The sequence below is a fragment of the Dyadobacter sp. CY351 genome, assembly GCF_021502625.1.
Lineage (GTDB): Bacteria > Bacteroidota > Bacteroidia > Cytophagales > Spirosomataceae > Dyadobacter > Dyadobacter chenhuakuii.
Genome location: NZ_JAKFFU010000004.1, coordinates 649,184 through 665,863 on the forward strand (window position 1 = coordinate 649,184; position 16,680 = coordinate 665,863).

General features: G+C 43.1%; 16 protein-coding genes. 6 read left to right on the forward strand and 10 right to left on the reverse strand.

Features of this window, described 5'->3' with window-relative positions; genetic code table 11:
- The first annotated feature begins 31 nt into the window (after positions 1-31).
- Positions 32-1,333: an OmpA family protein gene (locus tag L0660_RS12010; protein WP_235159672.1), complete on the forward strand. Its 1,302-nt coding sequence runs from the start codon at positions 32-34 to the stop codon at positions 1,331-1,333.
- 382 nt (positions 1,334-1,715) lie between these two features.
- Here L0660_RS12010 and L0660_RS12015 read toward each other — a convergent pair whose 3' ends face one another.
- The 4 genes from L0660_RS12015 to L0660_RS26235 form a co-directional block, all read right to left on the reverse strand.
- Complete coding sequence (locus L0660_RS12015; protein ID WP_235159673.1) at positions 1,716-2,999, reverse strand: mandelate racemase/muconate lactonizing enzyme family protein; 1,284 nt, start codon at positions 2,997-2,999, stop codon at positions 1,716-1,718.
- A 59-nt stretch (positions 3,000-3,058) separates the two neighbouring features.
- The gene (locus L0660_RS12020; RefSeq protein WP_235159674.1) at positions 3,059-4,000 is read right to left on the reverse strand and encodes an RraA family protein; all 942 of its coding nucleotides are present in this window, start codon (positions 3,998-4,000) and stop codon (positions 3,059-3,061) included.
- 554 nt (positions 4,001-4,554) lie between these two features.
- Positions 4,555-5,043, reverse strand: coding sequence for a VOC family protein (locus L0660_RS12025; protein ID WP_235159675.1), 489 nt, complete (start codon positions 5,041-5,043; stop codon positions 4,555-4,557).
- A gap of 65 nt (positions 5,044-5,108) precedes the next feature.
- Positions 5,109-5,930 (reverse strand): DUF6597 domain-containing transcriptional factor, encoded by an 822-nt coding sequence (locus tag L0660_RS26235; RefSeq protein WP_235159676.1) that lies wholly within the window; start codon positions 5,928-5,930, stop codon positions 5,109-5,111.
- Between the two features lie 528 nt (positions 5,931-6,458).
- Here L0660_RS26235 and L0660_RS12035 point away from each other — a divergent pair.
- Together L0660_RS12035 and L0660_RS12040 are read left to right on the forward strand one after the other, a co-directional pair.
- A complete protein-coding gene (locus L0660_RS12035; protein ID WP_235159677.1) occupies positions 6,459-7,385 on the forward strand; it encodes a hypothetical protein in 927 nt (308 codons plus the stop codon).
- Positions 7,386-7,678: 293 nt separating this feature from the next.
- Positions 7,679-8,800 carry a PQQ-binding-like beta-propeller repeat protein gene (locus L0660_RS12040; RefSeq protein ID WP_235159678.1) on the forward strand — a complete coding sequence of 374 codons (1,122 nt, stop codon included), beginning with the start codon at positions 7,679-7,681 and terminating at the stop codon, positions 8,798-8,800.
- Positions 8,801-9,045: 245 nt separating this feature from the next.
- On the opposite strand, the gene L0660_RS12045 is transcribed toward L0660_RS12040, so the two are convergent.
- The 3 genes from L0660_RS12045 to L0660_RS12055 all read right to left on the reverse strand — a co-directional run bounded on the left by L0660_RS12045 (position 9,046) and on the right by L0660_RS12055 (position 12,607).
- On the reverse strand, positions 9,046-10,647 hold the full coding sequence (locus L0660_RS12045; protein WP_235159679.1) for a gliding motility-associated C-terminal domain-containing protein: 1,602 nt from the start codon (positions 10,645-10,647) through the stop codon (positions 9,046-9,048).
- A 331-nt stretch (positions 10,648-10,978) separates the two neighbouring features.
- Positions 10,979-12,016 (reverse strand): hypothetical protein, encoded by a 1,038-nt coding sequence (locus L0660_RS12050; protein WP_235159680.1) that lies wholly within the window; start codon positions 12,014-12,016, stop codon positions 10,979-10,981.
- A gap of 60 nt (positions 12,017-12,076) precedes the next feature.
- The gene (locus L0660_RS12055) at positions 12,077-12,607 is read right to left on the reverse strand and encodes an NAD(P)H-dependent oxidoreductase (RefSeq protein WP_235159681.1); all 531 of its coding nucleotides are present in this window, start codon (positions 12,605-12,607) and stop codon (positions 12,077-12,079) included.
- Between the two features lie 95 nt (positions 12,608-12,702).
- On the opposite strand from L0660_RS12055, the gene L0660_RS12060 reads away from it, so the two are divergent.
- A complete protein-coding gene (locus L0660_RS12060) occupies positions 12,703-13,065 on the forward strand; it encodes a helix-turn-helix domain-containing protein (protein WP_235159682.1) in 363 nt (120 codons plus the stop codon).
- Here the strand turns inward: L0660_RS12060 and L0660_RS26140 are convergent.
- Positions 13,059-13,184 carry a hypothetical protein gene (locus tag L0660_RS26140; RefSeq protein ID WP_255712296.1) on the reverse strand — a complete coding sequence of 42 codons (126 nt, stop codon included), beginning with the start codon at positions 13,182-13,184 and terminating at the stop codon, positions 13,059-13,061. The genes L0660_RS12060 and L0660_RS26140 overlap by 7 nt on opposite strands.
- Positions 13,185-13,390: 206 nt before the next feature.
- On the opposite strand from L0660_RS26140, the gene L0660_RS12065 reads away from it, so the two are divergent.
- Positions 13,391-14,089 (forward strand): carbon-nitrogen hydrolase family protein, encoded by a 699-nt coding sequence (locus tag L0660_RS12065; RefSeq protein WP_235159683.1) that lies wholly within the window; start codon positions 13,391-13,393, stop codon positions 14,087-14,089.
- 251 nt (positions 14,090-14,340) lie between these two features.
- On the opposite strand, the gene L0660_RS12070 is transcribed toward L0660_RS12065, so the two are convergent.
- On the reverse strand, positions 14,341-15,081 hold the full coding sequence (locus L0660_RS12070) for an SDR family NAD(P)-dependent oxidoreductase (protein WP_233796851.1): 741 nt from the start codon (positions 15,079-15,081) through the stop codon (positions 14,341-14,343).
- A 97-nt stretch (positions 15,082-15,178) separates the two neighbouring features.
- Between L0660_RS12070 and L0660_RS12075 the strand changes: the two genes are divergently transcribed.
- Entirely contained in the window at positions 15,179-15,550 is a 372-nt protein-coding gene (locus L0660_RS12075) for a helix-turn-helix domain-containing protein (RefSeq protein ID WP_304488702.1), read from the forward strand.
- A gap of 135 nt (positions 15,551-15,685) precedes the next feature.
- Here the strand turns inward: L0660_RS12075 and L0660_RS12080 are convergent, their stop codons facing one another.
- Positions 15,686-16,612, reverse strand: a complete 927-nt coding sequence (locus L0660_RS12080; protein WP_235159684.1) for an alpha/beta fold hydrolase — start codon at positions 16,610-16,612, stop codon at positions 15,686-15,688.
- Positions 16,613-16,680 lie beyond the last annotated feature (68 nt).

Below are 16,680 nucleotides of genomic sequence, written 5' to 3' on the forward strand. Positions count from 1 at the left end.
ATACTAACCAATCCATTAATTCATATTTGAAATGAAAAAAATCTTTCTGGTAGTCCCTTTTTTTCTGGTTTGCATTGCTTGTCCGGCGCAGCTTTTGAACCGGATCAAAAACAAGGTCGAACAAAAGGTCGTTGATCAGGTCGATCAATCTATTGATAAAGCAGTACAAAAAAAGAAAAACAAAGACGGCACCGCAGCTGAAACGGCTCCAGAAACCAATGAGCAACAGGCAAATACCGCCAATGTGCCTACACAATCTGATCCTCATCAACCAGTAGTAGCCGCTCTAACGAACACAGGTGACATTACCTCATATTCAAAATTTGATTTTATCGCGGGAAACAAGATCATTGTTCATGAGGACTATTCAAAGGATGAGATCGGGGATTTTCCTGCTAACTGGAACACGCGGTCGGGCGCTGAAATTGTTAACATCGAAGGCAAAACGGGAAAGTGGCTGCGCATGAACCAGGATGGTGTTTTTTATCCGGAAGACTTAACGAGTGACCTTCCTGAAAACTTCACGCTGCAGCTTGACCTGATAGGCAATAAAAATGTTTCCAATATTGGTGAATTCATGATCAGCTTCATGCAGACCAGCGACGTAGACCAGAAGTTTGATTTGGGCAAGTCAAAAAGCATTGGCGGGCCTCACTTCAAAGTCGCATTTCAGCCAACTTCTTCTGATAAAGGTCAGCTGACTTATTCCTCAAATTTGATCGGTAGCCAGTTTAAATACGGTGTACCGGAATTCAATATTGAGAAAAATGCGGTTAAAGTCTCTATCTGGAGGCAGAAGCAACGGGTGCGTGTCTATTTGGACAGCACAAAGGTGTTGGATCTTCCAAGAGCGCTGGATGCGGCGGCAGCTTTGAATACATTGGCCTTCACAGCTATCTCGCCCGATTTTAACCAGAAAGGCGGCGCCTTTTTCCTGGGGAACATTCAACTCGCCGTTGGCGCTGCTGATACCCGTAATAAGTTAATTAGTGAAGGCAAATTCACTACGCGCGGGATCCTTTTCGATGTAAATAGTGCAAATATTTTGCCACAATCCTATGGAAGCCTCAAAGACATTGCGCAGGTTTTACACGAAAATGCTTCTATGCGCGTTCAAATCGTTGGGCATACAGATTCCGATGGAAATGATGATGCAAATCTCGACTTGTCGAAGCGCCGTGCCGCTGCTATTAAAGAATCTCTTATTACAGTTTTCAAAGTGGACGCCTCACGCGTTGAAACAGATGGCAAAGGAGAATCGCAGCCAGCAGATTCGAATGATACAATCTTAGGAAAGGCAAATAATCGCCGCGTCGAATTTGTCAGACTTTAGCAATTGTGGTGGTGATAGTTGCTGTGCGATGAGGTGAGGGAAGCAATGGCGTTCACTGCCAACCAAGCGTATAGATTAGGCACAAAAGCTTAGTTGAGTACAATATACCTTTGCCTTGATTGACCGAATTATTTAGGCAAACTTTCCTGCATCAGACCGCGTCATTCACAGATACGGCTTATCTTCTGACCGATATATTAGATTTTGTCGCTGTGCTCCTGGTTACAAATAAAAGAAACATTTCTGCCAACTTCAACAAGTAAAGCGGAGTGTTTTACAAACGTGCTGTGGTAGGATACAACCGGATGTGGTTCGATACGCGTGCTGAATTCGAGAACCGGAAACATTTTTGAATAATAGAGTTTGACGGTTCAATCCCTAGTCATTCAAAGAAAGGAACGCCGGGGGTTGCGTATTTACGCATACCTTCTTCATTTATTTCAACACCAATCCCGGGTTTTTCAGAAACTTTGATAAATCCTTTGGTCACCATTTCTCCTTCGAACGTAACAATCTCTTTAAACATTGGATCCTTATGGAAGTAAATTTGCCACTCCATGATCATGAAATTAGGGACTGAAACGCAAACGTGAGTTGACGCCATTGCACCCAGATATGACGCCACCATATGTGGTGCAAATGGGACGTAATACAAATTGGCTAGGTTGGCTATCCGCTGCGCCTCGCCCAGTCCGCCTGCCTTTTGAAGATCTGGCATAATAATATCCACAGCGCCAAGCTCCAATAATGGTCTGAAACCCAAGGCTAAATAATGATTTTCACCTGCACAAATGGGAGTACTGGTTGAATCCGCTATTCGTTTGTACGCTTCCGCATTTTCTGCGGGTATTGGCTCTTCCAGCCACATCAAATTGAGAGGTTCAAGGACTTTTGCAACTTTTTCACCTGTAGGAGCGTCGTATCGGCCATGCATGTCGGCACAAATGTCAATTTTCGGACCCACGGCTGCTCTGGTGGCGGCCATCTGATCATACATTCGCTGCACTTCAGCCGGGCTGGCCGTCCAGTTATACCTATCATATTTATTTGGGTCATTTGCCTGGTCCAGATCGAACTTCACCGCAGTGAAGCCCATACCAACAGCTTCTTTTGCTGCTGCGGCAAAATCCTCGGGCTTGGGCAGCCGGTTTTGATACAAAGCGGTATCCATATAAACTCGGATATCGTCTCTAAATTTACCGCCCAAAAGCTGATATACTGGCAGTCCCAGAGCCTTCCCGGCCAAATCCCAAAGTGCGGTTTCCACTGCGGTGAGAACGGCAATATACATGCCCGACTGAGCACCCTCGAAAAAGCCACTTCTCCTGATATCTTCAAAAAGCCGATGGACATTCAGCGGACTTTTGCCTTTGATCCGCTGAGCGAACATCTTTACCAGATGGTATGTCCCGGGTGTTGCATCCACGCCTTCGCCATGTCCCACTATATCCTGATTGGTGTATATTTTAACAAACAGACTATGGCCATTTCGAATGTATCCACATTTAATGTCAGTGATTTTTAAATCCGAAGGAGCCGAATTTTTTGGTGTTTTATCAATCGCATTTTCATACACTTCGCCAAACCCGGCAAGGGGTACACTTGCCAAGGCAGTTGAAATTGCGGCATTTTTGAAAAACTGTCGTCTTGAAGTAGGACTTGCCATAGAATGTGAATTGTGGTTTGCTAAAAAATTGAGCTACGAACCGCCTTGTCTCCATGAATTTACCAGGTTCGGGTCTTCAACAATTCCTGGATTTGCTCTTTTGGAACCGGCAATTGATCTATACGATCATTGAGCCATTGCGAAAAGTCTTTTTCAATTGCATCAGACCACCTTGAGTCAATCTGTCCGGGTGTATACTTTTGCTCACGAAGGCGCTGGTGCCCAAACATATCCCGCAATCTGACCACCTCAGAAGTTTTGACAACTTTTTCAGCCAGATGTGGAGGAATGAAAATCACTCCTCCATCCCTACCCAGTACAACATCACCTGGCATGACGGCAGCATTTCCGATTTTTGTAGGCTGATTTATGCCGACCAAGGTGGTGTTTATCTCCTTACCAGGGCTGGTAAGGTGGTGAGATGGGTGATAACTCCTGAAAAATGATGTAAATGAACCTATTTCTTTCAAACCATTAATGTCTCTGACCGCCCCATCATACACAATGCCATTCCCACTCTTGACATAAATAGAATTTGCCAGATTGTCACCGATAGTTGGGCCATCTTCATGGGCTCCAAATTGGTTGACCACATACACATCACCTTTCACGAGCATATCAATAGGCCAGGAATTTTGTGACTTTACCCTGCCATCTCTAGTATGACCCCGTTCATCTATCGCCAGGTGGATGTCTGGCCTCCCGGGGATAAATGAAGCCGTCAAGGCCCGTCCAACAAGCACCGAGTCTGGATTAATGGTCTGCCAGTTGTCGTCATACTGATGTTTGAAATTTTCTCCTTTTAATACTGCCCAAGCCTCTTCCAATGTGACAAGTTTCATTCTTTTCAGAATGGCGTCTGGAACTTTTGGTCGGCCGTCGGAAAATCGATCACCTTTCCAGAGCGGAGTGAGAAAAAGCAGTTCATCTTTTGTGATTTGCTGAGAAATAACGTTTTCTGTGCAAAGCAGACCGAGTACAAGTAGAAGCAGTCTTTTCATAATATCAAATTATCTTTGATAAAGACCAATTCAACATCGTTCTACTTTAAGCAAAAATGGAACAACAGGCAGAAAAAATATCAATATTAAACATCATTTTTTTTATTCATATGCGTAACCAATCAAAGCAACAGCTGGGTGTGAAGTAGCCACATTAAGCGCATTGCCCGCAGAAATGATCACCGCTCTGGAAGATCAGCAAAAGCCAACGGGCTCAGATCTGAAAGCTTTGCAGGGTAACAAGTGGGTTTGGCCATCAAATAAGATACACGGATACCTTGTGATCAATACCGCCACTGAGAAAATACGTCAACATATCGATCAATTGATGTTTGAAAGTAACAGCTCCAAATGATGATGTCCTTCATTGGAGTGTTATGGTTAAGTCCAAGAAGTCTGCATGACTCATGTAGCAATAATTTTCATAAAATCAGCATGAGTAAATTCAAAGCAGAAGCCAACTACTTCGTTCGGTTTGGAGCAGGGGATAGGTTGACACGTATAGCCAGACCCCGTCCTACCTAAGTCATGGTTACTCTGGTCACTTTCGAAGTTCATTGGAATGAATGCAGACCAACCTTATTTCCTTCACTATCGATGAATGTCGCAAAAAAGCCATTTTCAGGATCGATCTCAGTTTTTTGCATTACGATTTTTCCGCCATTGGGCTGAACCTTATCCAGTATTAACTGTAAATCGTCTCCACCATTTAAATAAATCAGCGTGCCCCGATCTGAGGGTTTATTATCAAGTCCATGGATTAGCGCAACATGGACGGAGCCTTCTTCACCAGAAAAAAGCCCCATCTTCGTTCCTTGCATATCTAGCTGTTCGATGCGTAAGTCGAGTATAGACTGATAAAATGCTACGGCTCTTTGAAAAGAGTCGGTGGGGATCTCGACGATGGAAACCAGGTTTTTCATGTTTTTTGCGGTTTTTGGAAAAGATAGTGAATCAGTGATTTGTGAATCTGATTTGTTGTCAGATGAGCAGCCGGAAACTGTGACAGCGGCTAGAAAGATGGCGGCAATTAGTTGCTTCATGTTCGATACTTGTTATGCAGCAAATGTACCCGCATCGAAGCAACCGCAATTGTAAAATTGCGACACTATCCAGCCGAATAAAGAAGTGTTGACAGCGAAAGCGTATCGTCAGACAGAAAACGTCCCGGGCTTGTGCCTGTCAATTCTTTGAAATCGTTAATAAAATGCGCTTGATCATAATAATCGTGATCATAGGCAACCTGCAGCAAATCTGCCGATTCCCTAGAAAGAAGAATTTTTAGCACCGCTTGCAGACGGATTACTTTTCCCAATTGTTTAGGACTAATACCAATGTGACGTGCGAATGACCGTTCGAGTTTTCTTCTTTTGGATAAGTCGTTTTTCATCATCGAATTGATCGCTGTGCTTCCGTTGGCTAGCAGCAACGCTTCAATGGTTGATTCTACGATCCTCTCTCTAACAGCGCTGTCATTGATTCTTTTCAATAAAAATGCCTCAATCAGCGCTATCCTTTCCTCCGTATGGCTGGCATTAATGATTTGCTTTGAAATGTCCTCAGCCTGTTCTTCTCCAAAAAGCAATGCAATTGGCGTTTCTGTATTGGCCAGATTTACGATGGACGTTTCTACGAAATTGGCAAAACCGTAGGGATAAAAACGTACCGCAAAACAGCTGACTTTTCCAGTCGGCTGAATGTAGAGAGGTTCGGTTATCTGTCCCAGAACCATCGCGCGTGGTTGAATGATATATTCATTTTCCGAAACAAAACGCCTCACATCGTCGCCGAGAATAAAGAACAATTCGATGCACCCATCTGGAAGCACACGTTGCATTGGTGTCTCAATACCTGCCTGCCCCTCTAATGTCCAAAAGCATTTGACGAACGAGGCAAGGTCGGCAGAGGGACGATAGCTTTCAAGAGTCACTTGCTACTGATTTTATAAGACATGAAAATATAATGCATTTTTGATCTAAATGCTGAGGCTGGATATAGTTTTATCTAGAGTATATATTAAACATGTTAAACGGGTGGTGCCGTTGTACAACTCAGCGAAATGTAGCCAAAGAGAAAGACCCTCAACAGCGAAGCATTAGAAGCTTCAAAGTCTCCAATACGCAACTTTATCGGCTGTCCACCTATTTTCCCTGCCTTTTCTCATGCATTTTCAAAAAGAATCAAATAATTGGAAATCCTGCACTCTTGAAAAACAGTTGTGCAACTGCCACCACCGAGATTGCGAAACGCCAATAGCGGTTACAAAATGAATCTCTGGATTAGGTCAGGTAGTACATTCCATGGTAGATTTATACTAACAGCGGATGGATAGCTTTATTTTGAGAATTGCTTCTAAGCAACTTGTATTTATTTTTATCTTTGAGAGCTACTATGCGATCCTCTAATAAGATACTGATGTTGGTGGGCAAAAACAACACCAATCTAAATGCAACCTCTCGTGGATATACATCAAATCAAAACAGGCACTCACGCGGCCAACTTATTCTGCTGTTCTTTACTTTTTGTTTTTCTGATTTTGTCCTGCAAAAAAAAGGATATTGAAAAACTTGATGGTAATGAGCAGGTTGGGAAAGATACCACGTCAATCAGTGGAAATGGGGGAATTTATTATAACGACGATATTGTGAGTACACCTCCGAAGGAATTGCTATATAGGTTTATCATATATAAAGGAAGGGTTGGCATGCGTATGGATCCCGGGAAGTACGTATACAAAATTGGTGTCTTGGGCTATTATCCCTTCCTCAGTTTTAATGTGAACCCGACTAATTACACTCCCATAATGAGCCTACGCTCGGATGAAATGCATCCTCTCAAACAGGTGCGCGAGTATGTTAACACTTTTGAGTTTTTCAGACCAGTAAATGAAGAGTTTACCTTTACACCCACTCTTAAAATCGAAGCGCTTAATTTATCGGTATCCCGTTCTACGAAAATTAAGATTGAAGTAGTTGAAAGGAACGTAGATGTGATTCATACGAATTTTGGAATGTCTCGCGAGGAAGTTAAAAAAGTGGAAAAAGACGAATTAAATGTTCCCGATTCGGAGTTCTTACAAGTTGGCCCCGACCTATTCCTAAAAAGCCTTCTATTTGATTCACAGTTAGGGACGACCAACTTCTTAGCGTTCGCTTTCCAAAACGACAAACTGGTTTCCGTGACGGGGATCAATAAGTATGCGAGTGATCTTTATGCTTTCAGCGATGTAGCGAAATATTTTGGATATGAGTCGACTGTATCCGGATTGACCCCGGTAAAATGGCAAAAAAATGGGTTGCAATTTACCGTACAGATGAAAGAAGTTAATATAGGGATAACGGAGAAAAAGATGGCACCATGTTATATTATAGAAAAGATGCCGTAAGAGAGACCGACCACCGTCTTTGAATAAAACGTTTGTCGTTGGCCTTTTAGGAAAACCTACTTCTATCTTTTCCGCAGCACCTCTTAATTGTTCCCAATCAAAAGTTCATAGCATACGCCAATTGGAGAAGGTTTCCTGAGAGACACCTTGTTGATGGCAGATCTCCTCCACACCTAAATTAATTATGTTATCATTAGGAGTGTAAGGATATGTAGTCATTGATCGAGTTTAACCTAGAATAGAATTATATTTGATTATAATTATCGAATTATATTTTATATCGAGTCAACTCAATGAAGTTCATCTGCCTATTTACCCTTTTATTGATTGTATATAGCTTTACATCTTGCAAGAAGAAAAATACCCCTGAACCCGAGCCTGATGTTACTGGAACCGTGTATGTGGGTAGCGATGACAAAAATCTGTACGCGATTAATGCCACTACTGGTTTGAAGAAGTGGGCTTTTGCAACTGATGGAGCTATCTTTTCTAGCCCCTCTTTTGTAAATGGGGTAGTATATGTAGGGAGTTTTGACAAGAAGGTATATGCCGTGAATGCTGCTACTGGGGCGAAAAAATGGGAGTTTGCAACGGATGGACTTATTTTTTCCAGCCCCTACGTTGTAAATGGGGTGGTGTATATAGGCAGTACTGACCAAAAGCTATACGCACTGGATGCAGCTACGGGTGCCAAAAAATGGGAGTTTGCAGCAGAGGGTAGTGTGGATTCGAGTCCTATGGTGGTGAATGGGGTAGTGTATGTGGGAAGTGAAGGCAAGAAGGTATATGCGCTTGATGCTGTTACAGGGGCAAAAAAATGGGAGTTTGCAATGAGCGGTACGAGTGCGACGACCCCGACGAGCCCTACATTTGCCAATGGGGTGGTCTACGCATGTGACTTTCAAAGGACACTTTTTGCCATTGACGCAGCTACCGGTGCCAAAAAATGGGAATTTAAGACAGAAGCAAGTATTGATTCGAGCCCGACAATTAAAAACGGTTTGGTGTATATAACCAGCTTTGACTTCAAACTGCGCGCTCTGGATGCGGCCACCGGAATAGAAAAATGGCAATTTGAGATTGGCATTACAGGGATGTCCAGCCCTACCGTCAGCAATGGTTTTGTGTATGTAGGAAGTATCCCTGGTAGATTGTATGCGGTCGACGCGGTTACCGGCCTAAAAAAATGGCAACTTATTACGGACGACATGAGGCCCGCCATGTACTCAAGCCTAACTGCCGCAGAAGGGAAAATATACGCCTGTACCGGCGAAAAAAAAATCTATTCACTTGATGCTATTACTGGTGCCAGCGAATGGGTCTTTCAAACTGAGGGTCTCATTAATTCTTCTCCCTGCGTGGTGACTGCAAGCGGTAATGTATACCACTCCGGAGTGAGCGGCGTACAGGAATAATGCAAAATAAATAAGATGGAGAAATGACTAGAAAAAGACTTCCCTTAGATCTAACCAGTTTAATCTGAGTCTCTTCTAAGACATAACATAGTTACTGGCTATGAAACAACAAGGCCCGATCATAATTATTGGAGATGATGCAGCAGACAGGTAAATGCAAAAAGCCATTGTCCGATTTAATCTGCACTTGCGGCAGATAGATAATGATGTCAAATTTATCTGGGCGACCTAGAAAAATGTGTCTTTTATAGCGCTATGACTGCGCCATTAGAAACGCGGCTTTGACCTGAGGGCATCTTCATCAGCAATCGATAAGTGAATACACCATTTGCACTGCCCCCTTTATAAATTCCGTCCCAAAGAATTGTTCCGCTTTGTACAGTTCCTGGCTTGCTAGAAAAAATAGCATTACCCCAGCGGTTATAAACGGTTAGCTGCTCTATTTGCAGACTGACATCCGGAAAGAAAATAGCCCAGCCATCATTGATGCCGTCATTGTTTGGCGTGAACGAAGTAGGTAAGTAAAACAGCTGACCGCAGGGCTCGCCCAGGTCAATACTTTGCTCAGCGATACAGTTTGAATCATCTTTTACAGCTATCAAGTAAGTCCCTGCCAAAAGTCCAGCAAACGAAGAATCTCGCTGGTAAGCCCGCCCATCAAGACTATAATAATAATTACCTATGCCACCGGTGGAAATGGTTAGCTGACCATCTGGCAAGTTGCAAGTTGGCATTTGTGTGTCAATACGCGTAATCACAGGCCCTTCGCTTCCTTCGACTATCACAACTTGCGTGTCATTGCAGCCGTCTTCGTCCTTGGCGGATAGCTGATAGTTACCGGCTTCCAAATTGTCAAATGTGTTCTGTGACTGATCGGAATGACCTGTTAGAGAATACCTTACTGTTCCATTTCCGTCCGCTGCGGCAACTCTTATCTGACCATTGGATTTTCCACAGCTTGTTGGCATTACTTCAATGGTATTCATTTTGAGCTTTACACTATTTTTCAAGAAAACTTGCTGGGAAGCGACGCATAGGCTATCGTCTTTCACAAAAACGGTGTATGCCCCTCCGTTCAGATTTTCAAAAAAATTATCAGTTTTGAAATCAATACCATCTATAGAGTAGCTTAATAGACCAGAGCCACCATAGGCAACAATGCGTAGTGAGCCATTCGAGTTACCACAATGAGGTAGTATTGAATCAACTAAGGAAATGACCGGCGTTGGTCGTTGATCCACTTTAATGTCGATTGAGCCCCAACAATTAGCTGCGTAAACTGACAGTTTATAGGTACCTGGTGAAAGACTAGTAAAAACGGGGGAAAGCTGTAAATCTCCATCATCCAGCCTGTAATGCAGTGGGTGACTGACCGAACCTCCCCTGGCATTAATGATCATCGTTCCATCATTTTTTCCACAGTTGGCACGTGTTGTCGTGACATCGGTCAAAAAAAACTCAACAATTTCAATAGTGATTGCCTGTGGCGGAGATTCAAGTCCATTGACATTTTGAGTTAAATAATAGGTGGTGGTGACGTTTAACGGAGAAGGATAATAGGTGTTCCCCTGCGCAAGCTTAGTTGTTAGGGCTGCATCCGCATACCATGTAATATTCTCACCAGTGACTGTTAATATTATTGGATCAGTATCGCGGCAATACGTATCTGGTGTTTGTAAAACGATTGAATCAGAACCTGGGGGGATCATAATACCTTCAAAAGATAACAACGCTGCTTCTGAACCGGAAGCAAAAACATCATTGCAAAAGGACAGAGCCACCATCAACAGTAAAGAAGCCGGAAAATCTGCCAACATCCGCCTGCCGTTTTTTATTCTCGTCTGCATATTTCAATTTATGGACGAATTGATATGAGAAAGCAATTACTCAAGTGCAAGCTCCTGCTAGCTTACTTATCAAATAAAAATAAACTTGTGATCTTGTCACCTATCGTTGGTGAGGGACAGTGTGGCATAGTTATGGGTTTTTGACAAATATTGAACTAGCCAATGCGCTTGTACGACCATCAGTAGTTTTTACTGATACACCATTTTTCCAGATTCATGCGGCGTTAGTATTGCCGTTATACACTACATTAGTAACACAGTACACATCTTTGCCTGAAACGGCTATATCAATTACATTTGAACTATATTTTTAGCCGTTGGGAAGTACAGTTTAGGTGCGCGATTCAAAGTGAATCAAACTTCCAAAGGCATTAATGTCAATGAATTCTATATCGAAATCCTTTAAACGATTTATAAGATCAGCTACCGGAACGATTGTTTCCGGAAGATAGAGGCCTCCGGCTATTGTTGCGTTTTTTCCATTAATGCCCAATATCCGTTCTGTTATTAAATAGACACCTACCGCGGTCATTCGAGCGTTTCCTTTTTTGCCAGACACAATCGTTCGAAGCTTTTTCTTTTCTCCGGATAACAACAAACCCTCCATATCGATATACAGATCATGCGAGGCTTCTAAACCTCTACTGCTGCCTATGGATTCACCCGTAACAAAATCAAATCGAATGTTGGCAGCATTTGTAAAAGCGGCAATACTTGGAACATCCAGCGTACTCAATGGATAAGCTTTCGCCAGAGACCGATTGTATAAACAGATCTCTCTTGGGTTATCTTTTGCGGGCACGGATAGCCACTCTCCATCTTGCCGGATTAGCGCCTGACCTATAAAACCGTTGACATCATTTGCAACCTCCGGCCCTACCTGGTCCTTCGTGTCATACAATCCTGCCATTTCAATACTTGTGATATAATTAAATTTGGTGGCCAGGTGTTTAACAGCAAGCGTCAATAATCCTGCTTGCCAATGGCCAGCAAAGACGATCGGGGCAACAATCGGTTTATGCAGACTTAAAAATGTTATTGGAGCGATTTGATCAGCTAATTCACTGACGGTAATACAAGCGATACCATTCGAAATGGCAGTCTCCCGTGAAATATTGCTACGGTCTTGCATCGCTGTTATGATAAGATCGATGTGGCCGAGTTTGCTTAAATCAAGTCCTTCCTCCAAATTAACATAGGCTGTTTTTGCGTTCTTTAATTCAGCGGCCAGCTGTTCACCGTTTTGAGGGTTTCTGCCGGAGAGAACCAATTCTATGCTGGTATCTGCACGTCTGATCAACCGGGCTATGTTGCTACCTACCATTCCGTAACCGCCTATAATCAAGATCCGTTTTCTTTTTAATTCCATGTTATTTTTTAAAAATCAGTACAATTCAATTACTTCACTTTGCTATCAATAGCATCGCTATTAAAATTCTGACAAGTATTTCATATAGGATCTTACACCCAATTCGATGTGGCTATCAGAAACGTTGAATTCCATACCGTAAAAAGCGAATGCCGGTTGGTATTCCGCTTTGACATATTCAAAACTTAGCTCGAATGGCCTTGTGAGCTCGTTGAGCGGATATTTGTATATCCCTGCGTTACTCAACTCCTCCTTTTCAACTCCCAACGATATGGCCAGTGCTATTTTTTTTCCTTTCATGCAGTATCCACTTTTACTACCATACGCCCAGCCGTGTGTCATAACCTGGTCGAACCATTTTTTTAACAATGAGGGAATATTAAACCAGTAGTAGGGAAATTGGAATACAATCTTATCGTATTGCTCAACTAGGCGCTGCTCAGCCTGGACATCTATCTTTTCGTCTGGATATGCATCGTACAACTGGTGAACAGTGTACTCTTCTGGAAATTTTAGCAGCTCCTCCATCCACCTTTTATTGATGGTAGACTCGCCCATGGTTGGGTGCGTAATAATGATTAAAGTCTTCATAGTAATATCAATAATTATCTACACAAAGGTAGCATGCACTACATCGAAGTCGTATATTACCCACCGATTGTTAGGTACTATAAATAATGTAAGTAATGAGTAAGATTAAGCAGACATCGACCAATTTCTCCAACAAGAATGCATTAAGTGACGAATGCCCAGAGGCTTATGCTTCAACTGTTATTGGCGGACAGTGGACACTGGTCATCTGCTCCTGGTTATTGAGCGGTAAGCTTCGGTTTGGGGAACTGAAAAAGAAGTTGCCAAACATTACCGAACGTATGTTGACCTTACAGCTCCGTAAGCTGGAAGAAAATATGATAGTCAGAAGAACCGTATATGCAGAAGTTCCACCACGCGTCGAATATGAATTAACTCAAATAGGATACGACTTAAAACCTGTCATCAAAGAGTTGGAATATTGGGGGGATCGTCATAAAAAATTAACTAGTCAATAATCCAGGGTATCCCATATATATGTAAATATCAGGATTCCGAAATTAAACAGATCGTCTTGCCCGATGCCTACGCCAGGCAGCTTGCGGGGCAACTCGATCGCCGATGATTCTGTGATCATTGCGCTATTGCCGACATTATAGATCCGTTTTCCTTAATTTATTTTAATTGCTTCTTTGAGAGATGTTACCGACTTTACTCAGAGATAGCAGGCAAGCAGAGCCCGCACCGGTTCATCGTAAGTCCGGCAGCAATGCTTTTGGCGCAATATCATACCGGGCTTAATGTGCAGAAAGACGCTATTATAAAAATCAAAGATTTATTAATATGAAGCTATGTGTCGCGCAAACTAAACCAGTTAAAGGTGACATCTCAGGAAATATTTTCGAACACCTTGGTCTTATCAAACAGGCAATCGAAGAGCAAGCCGATGTTATTATTTTCCCGGAACTATCATTAACGGGATATGAACCTGAATTAGCGGCTGAGCTAGTGATGCATTTGGACGATTCTCGGTTACAACCATTTCAGGATTTAAGCGATGCTAATGGCATTATTATTGGCGTTGGCTTACCTACCAGAGGTAGTAATGGTATCCTAATTAGCTTGTTAGTCTTTATTCCTAATCAGCCTAGACAGGTTTACTCCAAACAATATCTTCATGCTGACGAAGAGCCTTATTTCATACCGGGTAGAAAGCCGGTCTTGATAAGGTGGAAGGAGAGAACAATCTCTTTCGCAATCTGTTATGAAGTTTTTGTACCAGAACATGCCTGTAATGTTATTCAAAATGGTGCTGATATCTACATTGCTAGCGTTGCAAAAAGTGCCAAAGGAGTGGTACGTGCGTACAAACGGCTAGCTCAGATAGCCGGTGATTTTGGAATTACAGTGTTAATGGCCAACAGTGTGGGGTATCAGGATAACTTCCAAAGTGCTGGCTGTTCCGCTAGTTGGAGTAAGGACGGTGAGCTGGCTGGACAATTAGGTGATGAAGCTGATAAAATATTACTGTTTAATTTGTAGCACCCCCATAAACCAAGGCTTGGATTGTGTAAATTCCGTTACTAACTGCTCATTTTTGCCTGTAATTGTTTTTATCTCAGCCTGTAAGGTTCAGGTGACTATGATGATTTTACAAAGTTAGATAGGTCTCAGGTCAGCCAGATAGTCCAGTATTTTTAATACAAAATGGTCCGGCAAGTATCATAAGCATAGAGCCGTCCCAAATTTGATTTGAAACGGCCCCATTAAATGACAACAGCACAGAAATCCGGTCAGGCGTTAAAACCGCCGTCAATGGTCAGCGCGGAGCCTGTAATAAAATTTCCTTCTTCACTTGCCAAAAAAGACACCAAACCTGCAATATCCTCGCCGGTTCCATATTTGGGAATAGCCATCCTGCCCCTTAAAAACTCAGCATGTTCCGTATTGGAGGGGTTCATATCGGTATCAATGGGTCCGGGCTGTACCAAATTTACCGTAATGCCTTTTGGCCCCAGATCACGCGCTAAACCACGGGTGAAGCCCTGTAAGGCTGACTTGCTCATGGTATACAATGTTGTCTGCGAGCTCAATGAATTATCTGCCAAATTGCTCCCGATGGTGATAATGCGGCCACCGGCTGACATTTGTTTTGCTACCGCATGCGCAGCCAGGTAGACGGCACGCACATTGATGGACATAATGCGCTCATAGTCCTCAAGCGTATGGTCTTCGAATGCCTTTCCAATATAGATGCCTGCATTGCTTACAAGTATATCAATATGACCAAACTTTGCGATAGCGGCATTTACTGTATCGGTGATCTGTTGGCTGTCGGAACTATCTGCCTGAATCGCTACTGCATTTCCGCCTGCTTCCTTGATTTCAGCCACCACTGCTTGGGCCTTCTCGGTTGCATGCGAAAAGGTGAACAGGACTGTTGCACCTTCGCGGGCTAATTTTTTGCTGATTGCTGCTCCGATACCACGGCTGCCACCAGTTACCAGCGCTATTTTATTCTCTAACTTTTTCATTTGATTCAGTGATTAATTAACGCATCAAATTTCTACCAAATACCTTACATTTGTATGGTACTTATGAATTTGTTAGGTACTTACAAAAACGTAAGAAATGAGAAAAGAGAACTCCACGAATGCTTTTAATGAAAAGCGAATTATTGATAGCTGCGGTATGGCCTATGCCTTAGGCCTAATCGGGGGTAGGTGGAAACCTGCGATCCTATGCAGACTTTCCAACAAGACCATGCGTTATGGTGAGCTTAAGCGCGATATTGAAGGCATCTCTGAGCGGATGCTGGTAGCACAATTGCGGGAATTAGAAAATGACGGCATTGTAGAGCGTCAGGTATATCCGGAAGTGCCACCGCGCGTCGAGTATAGACTTACAGCACTTGGCGAAACCCTAAGGCCGGTGCTTGCCTCCATGTCCGACTGGGGTAACATGCATCGCGAGCAGGTAGCTGCTCATGTGCAAAATGATTAGACGATGCAGGCGTGACAAGCTCATGCCGCGTTTAGAGCGGGTCGCTGGCGTTTCTAGATAATTATTTTTTAATCAGTAATAGGCCTATTGGAAGCCGTGGGTGGCAGGCCATTACTTTTAAATAGGAATAAGAGGTTAGAATGCTAAAAAGCCGTTCACCAGTTCAATGACTTTTTTGGGTTCTTCTTCGAACATATAGTGTCCGCTATCCAATATGCCTTCGACTTTTACATTCGTGGCTACGAAAGGCAAACCCATTTTCATGTAGTTGTAGCTCACATTGCTGCCGATCCCCAAAACGGGCATTTCAAGGTGATGATAATGTTTAGCGTCTTCTATATCCTGGGTAAATGTCTGGTACCAGGCATTGGACGCCCGAATACTTGCAGCCTCGTTGTATGCGGAAGCATAGACAGCGCGGTCGAGCGTGCTCATTTTGCTGGCATCGATCATTACGTATTCGAAAAGCCAGTCAAGCAAATATTGAAAGCGTCCTTCCAGGATCTTTTCCGGTAATGCTTTAATTTGGTTAAAACCCATCCACCAGGCATACGGCGTATTGGTATCCATCTTCTCTGTAAATGTTCCTTCTGGCGGAATCAGCGGCATTTGCAACATGCTCTCACTGGGGTGAGAGCCATCCAGAACAATCAGCTTGTCGACGAAATCTGGATAATTGAATGCAAAACTCATCGCTACCATTCCACCGATATCATGACCCATCAAATGTACTTTGGTAAGTCCAAGTTGCTTTACAAGTTCGAGGATATCGGTTGCCATGTTCTTTTTGTCATATCCGGCAGCAGGTTTTTCTGAACTGCCCATCCCTCTGATATCCACGATAATGACGCGGAAGTTTTCAGCAAGTGATTGGGCAAGCGGATGGTAGGAGAACCAGGTCTGTGGCCAACCTGGCAAACAAATCAAAGACGTTCCGCTGCCGCCATCGACATAATGGAGCTCTACGCCATTCACGTTTGCATGCTGATGGGTAAAGCCAGGAAAGTGCTTTATTAATTCTTCTTCTGTATATTGAATTGGAGAGATCACTGTGTTTTCCATTGAGCAAGTAGGTTTTGATTTTCAATGCTCAAAGGTAAAGCGTCAGGGGGGCGCCGAATCTATCATTT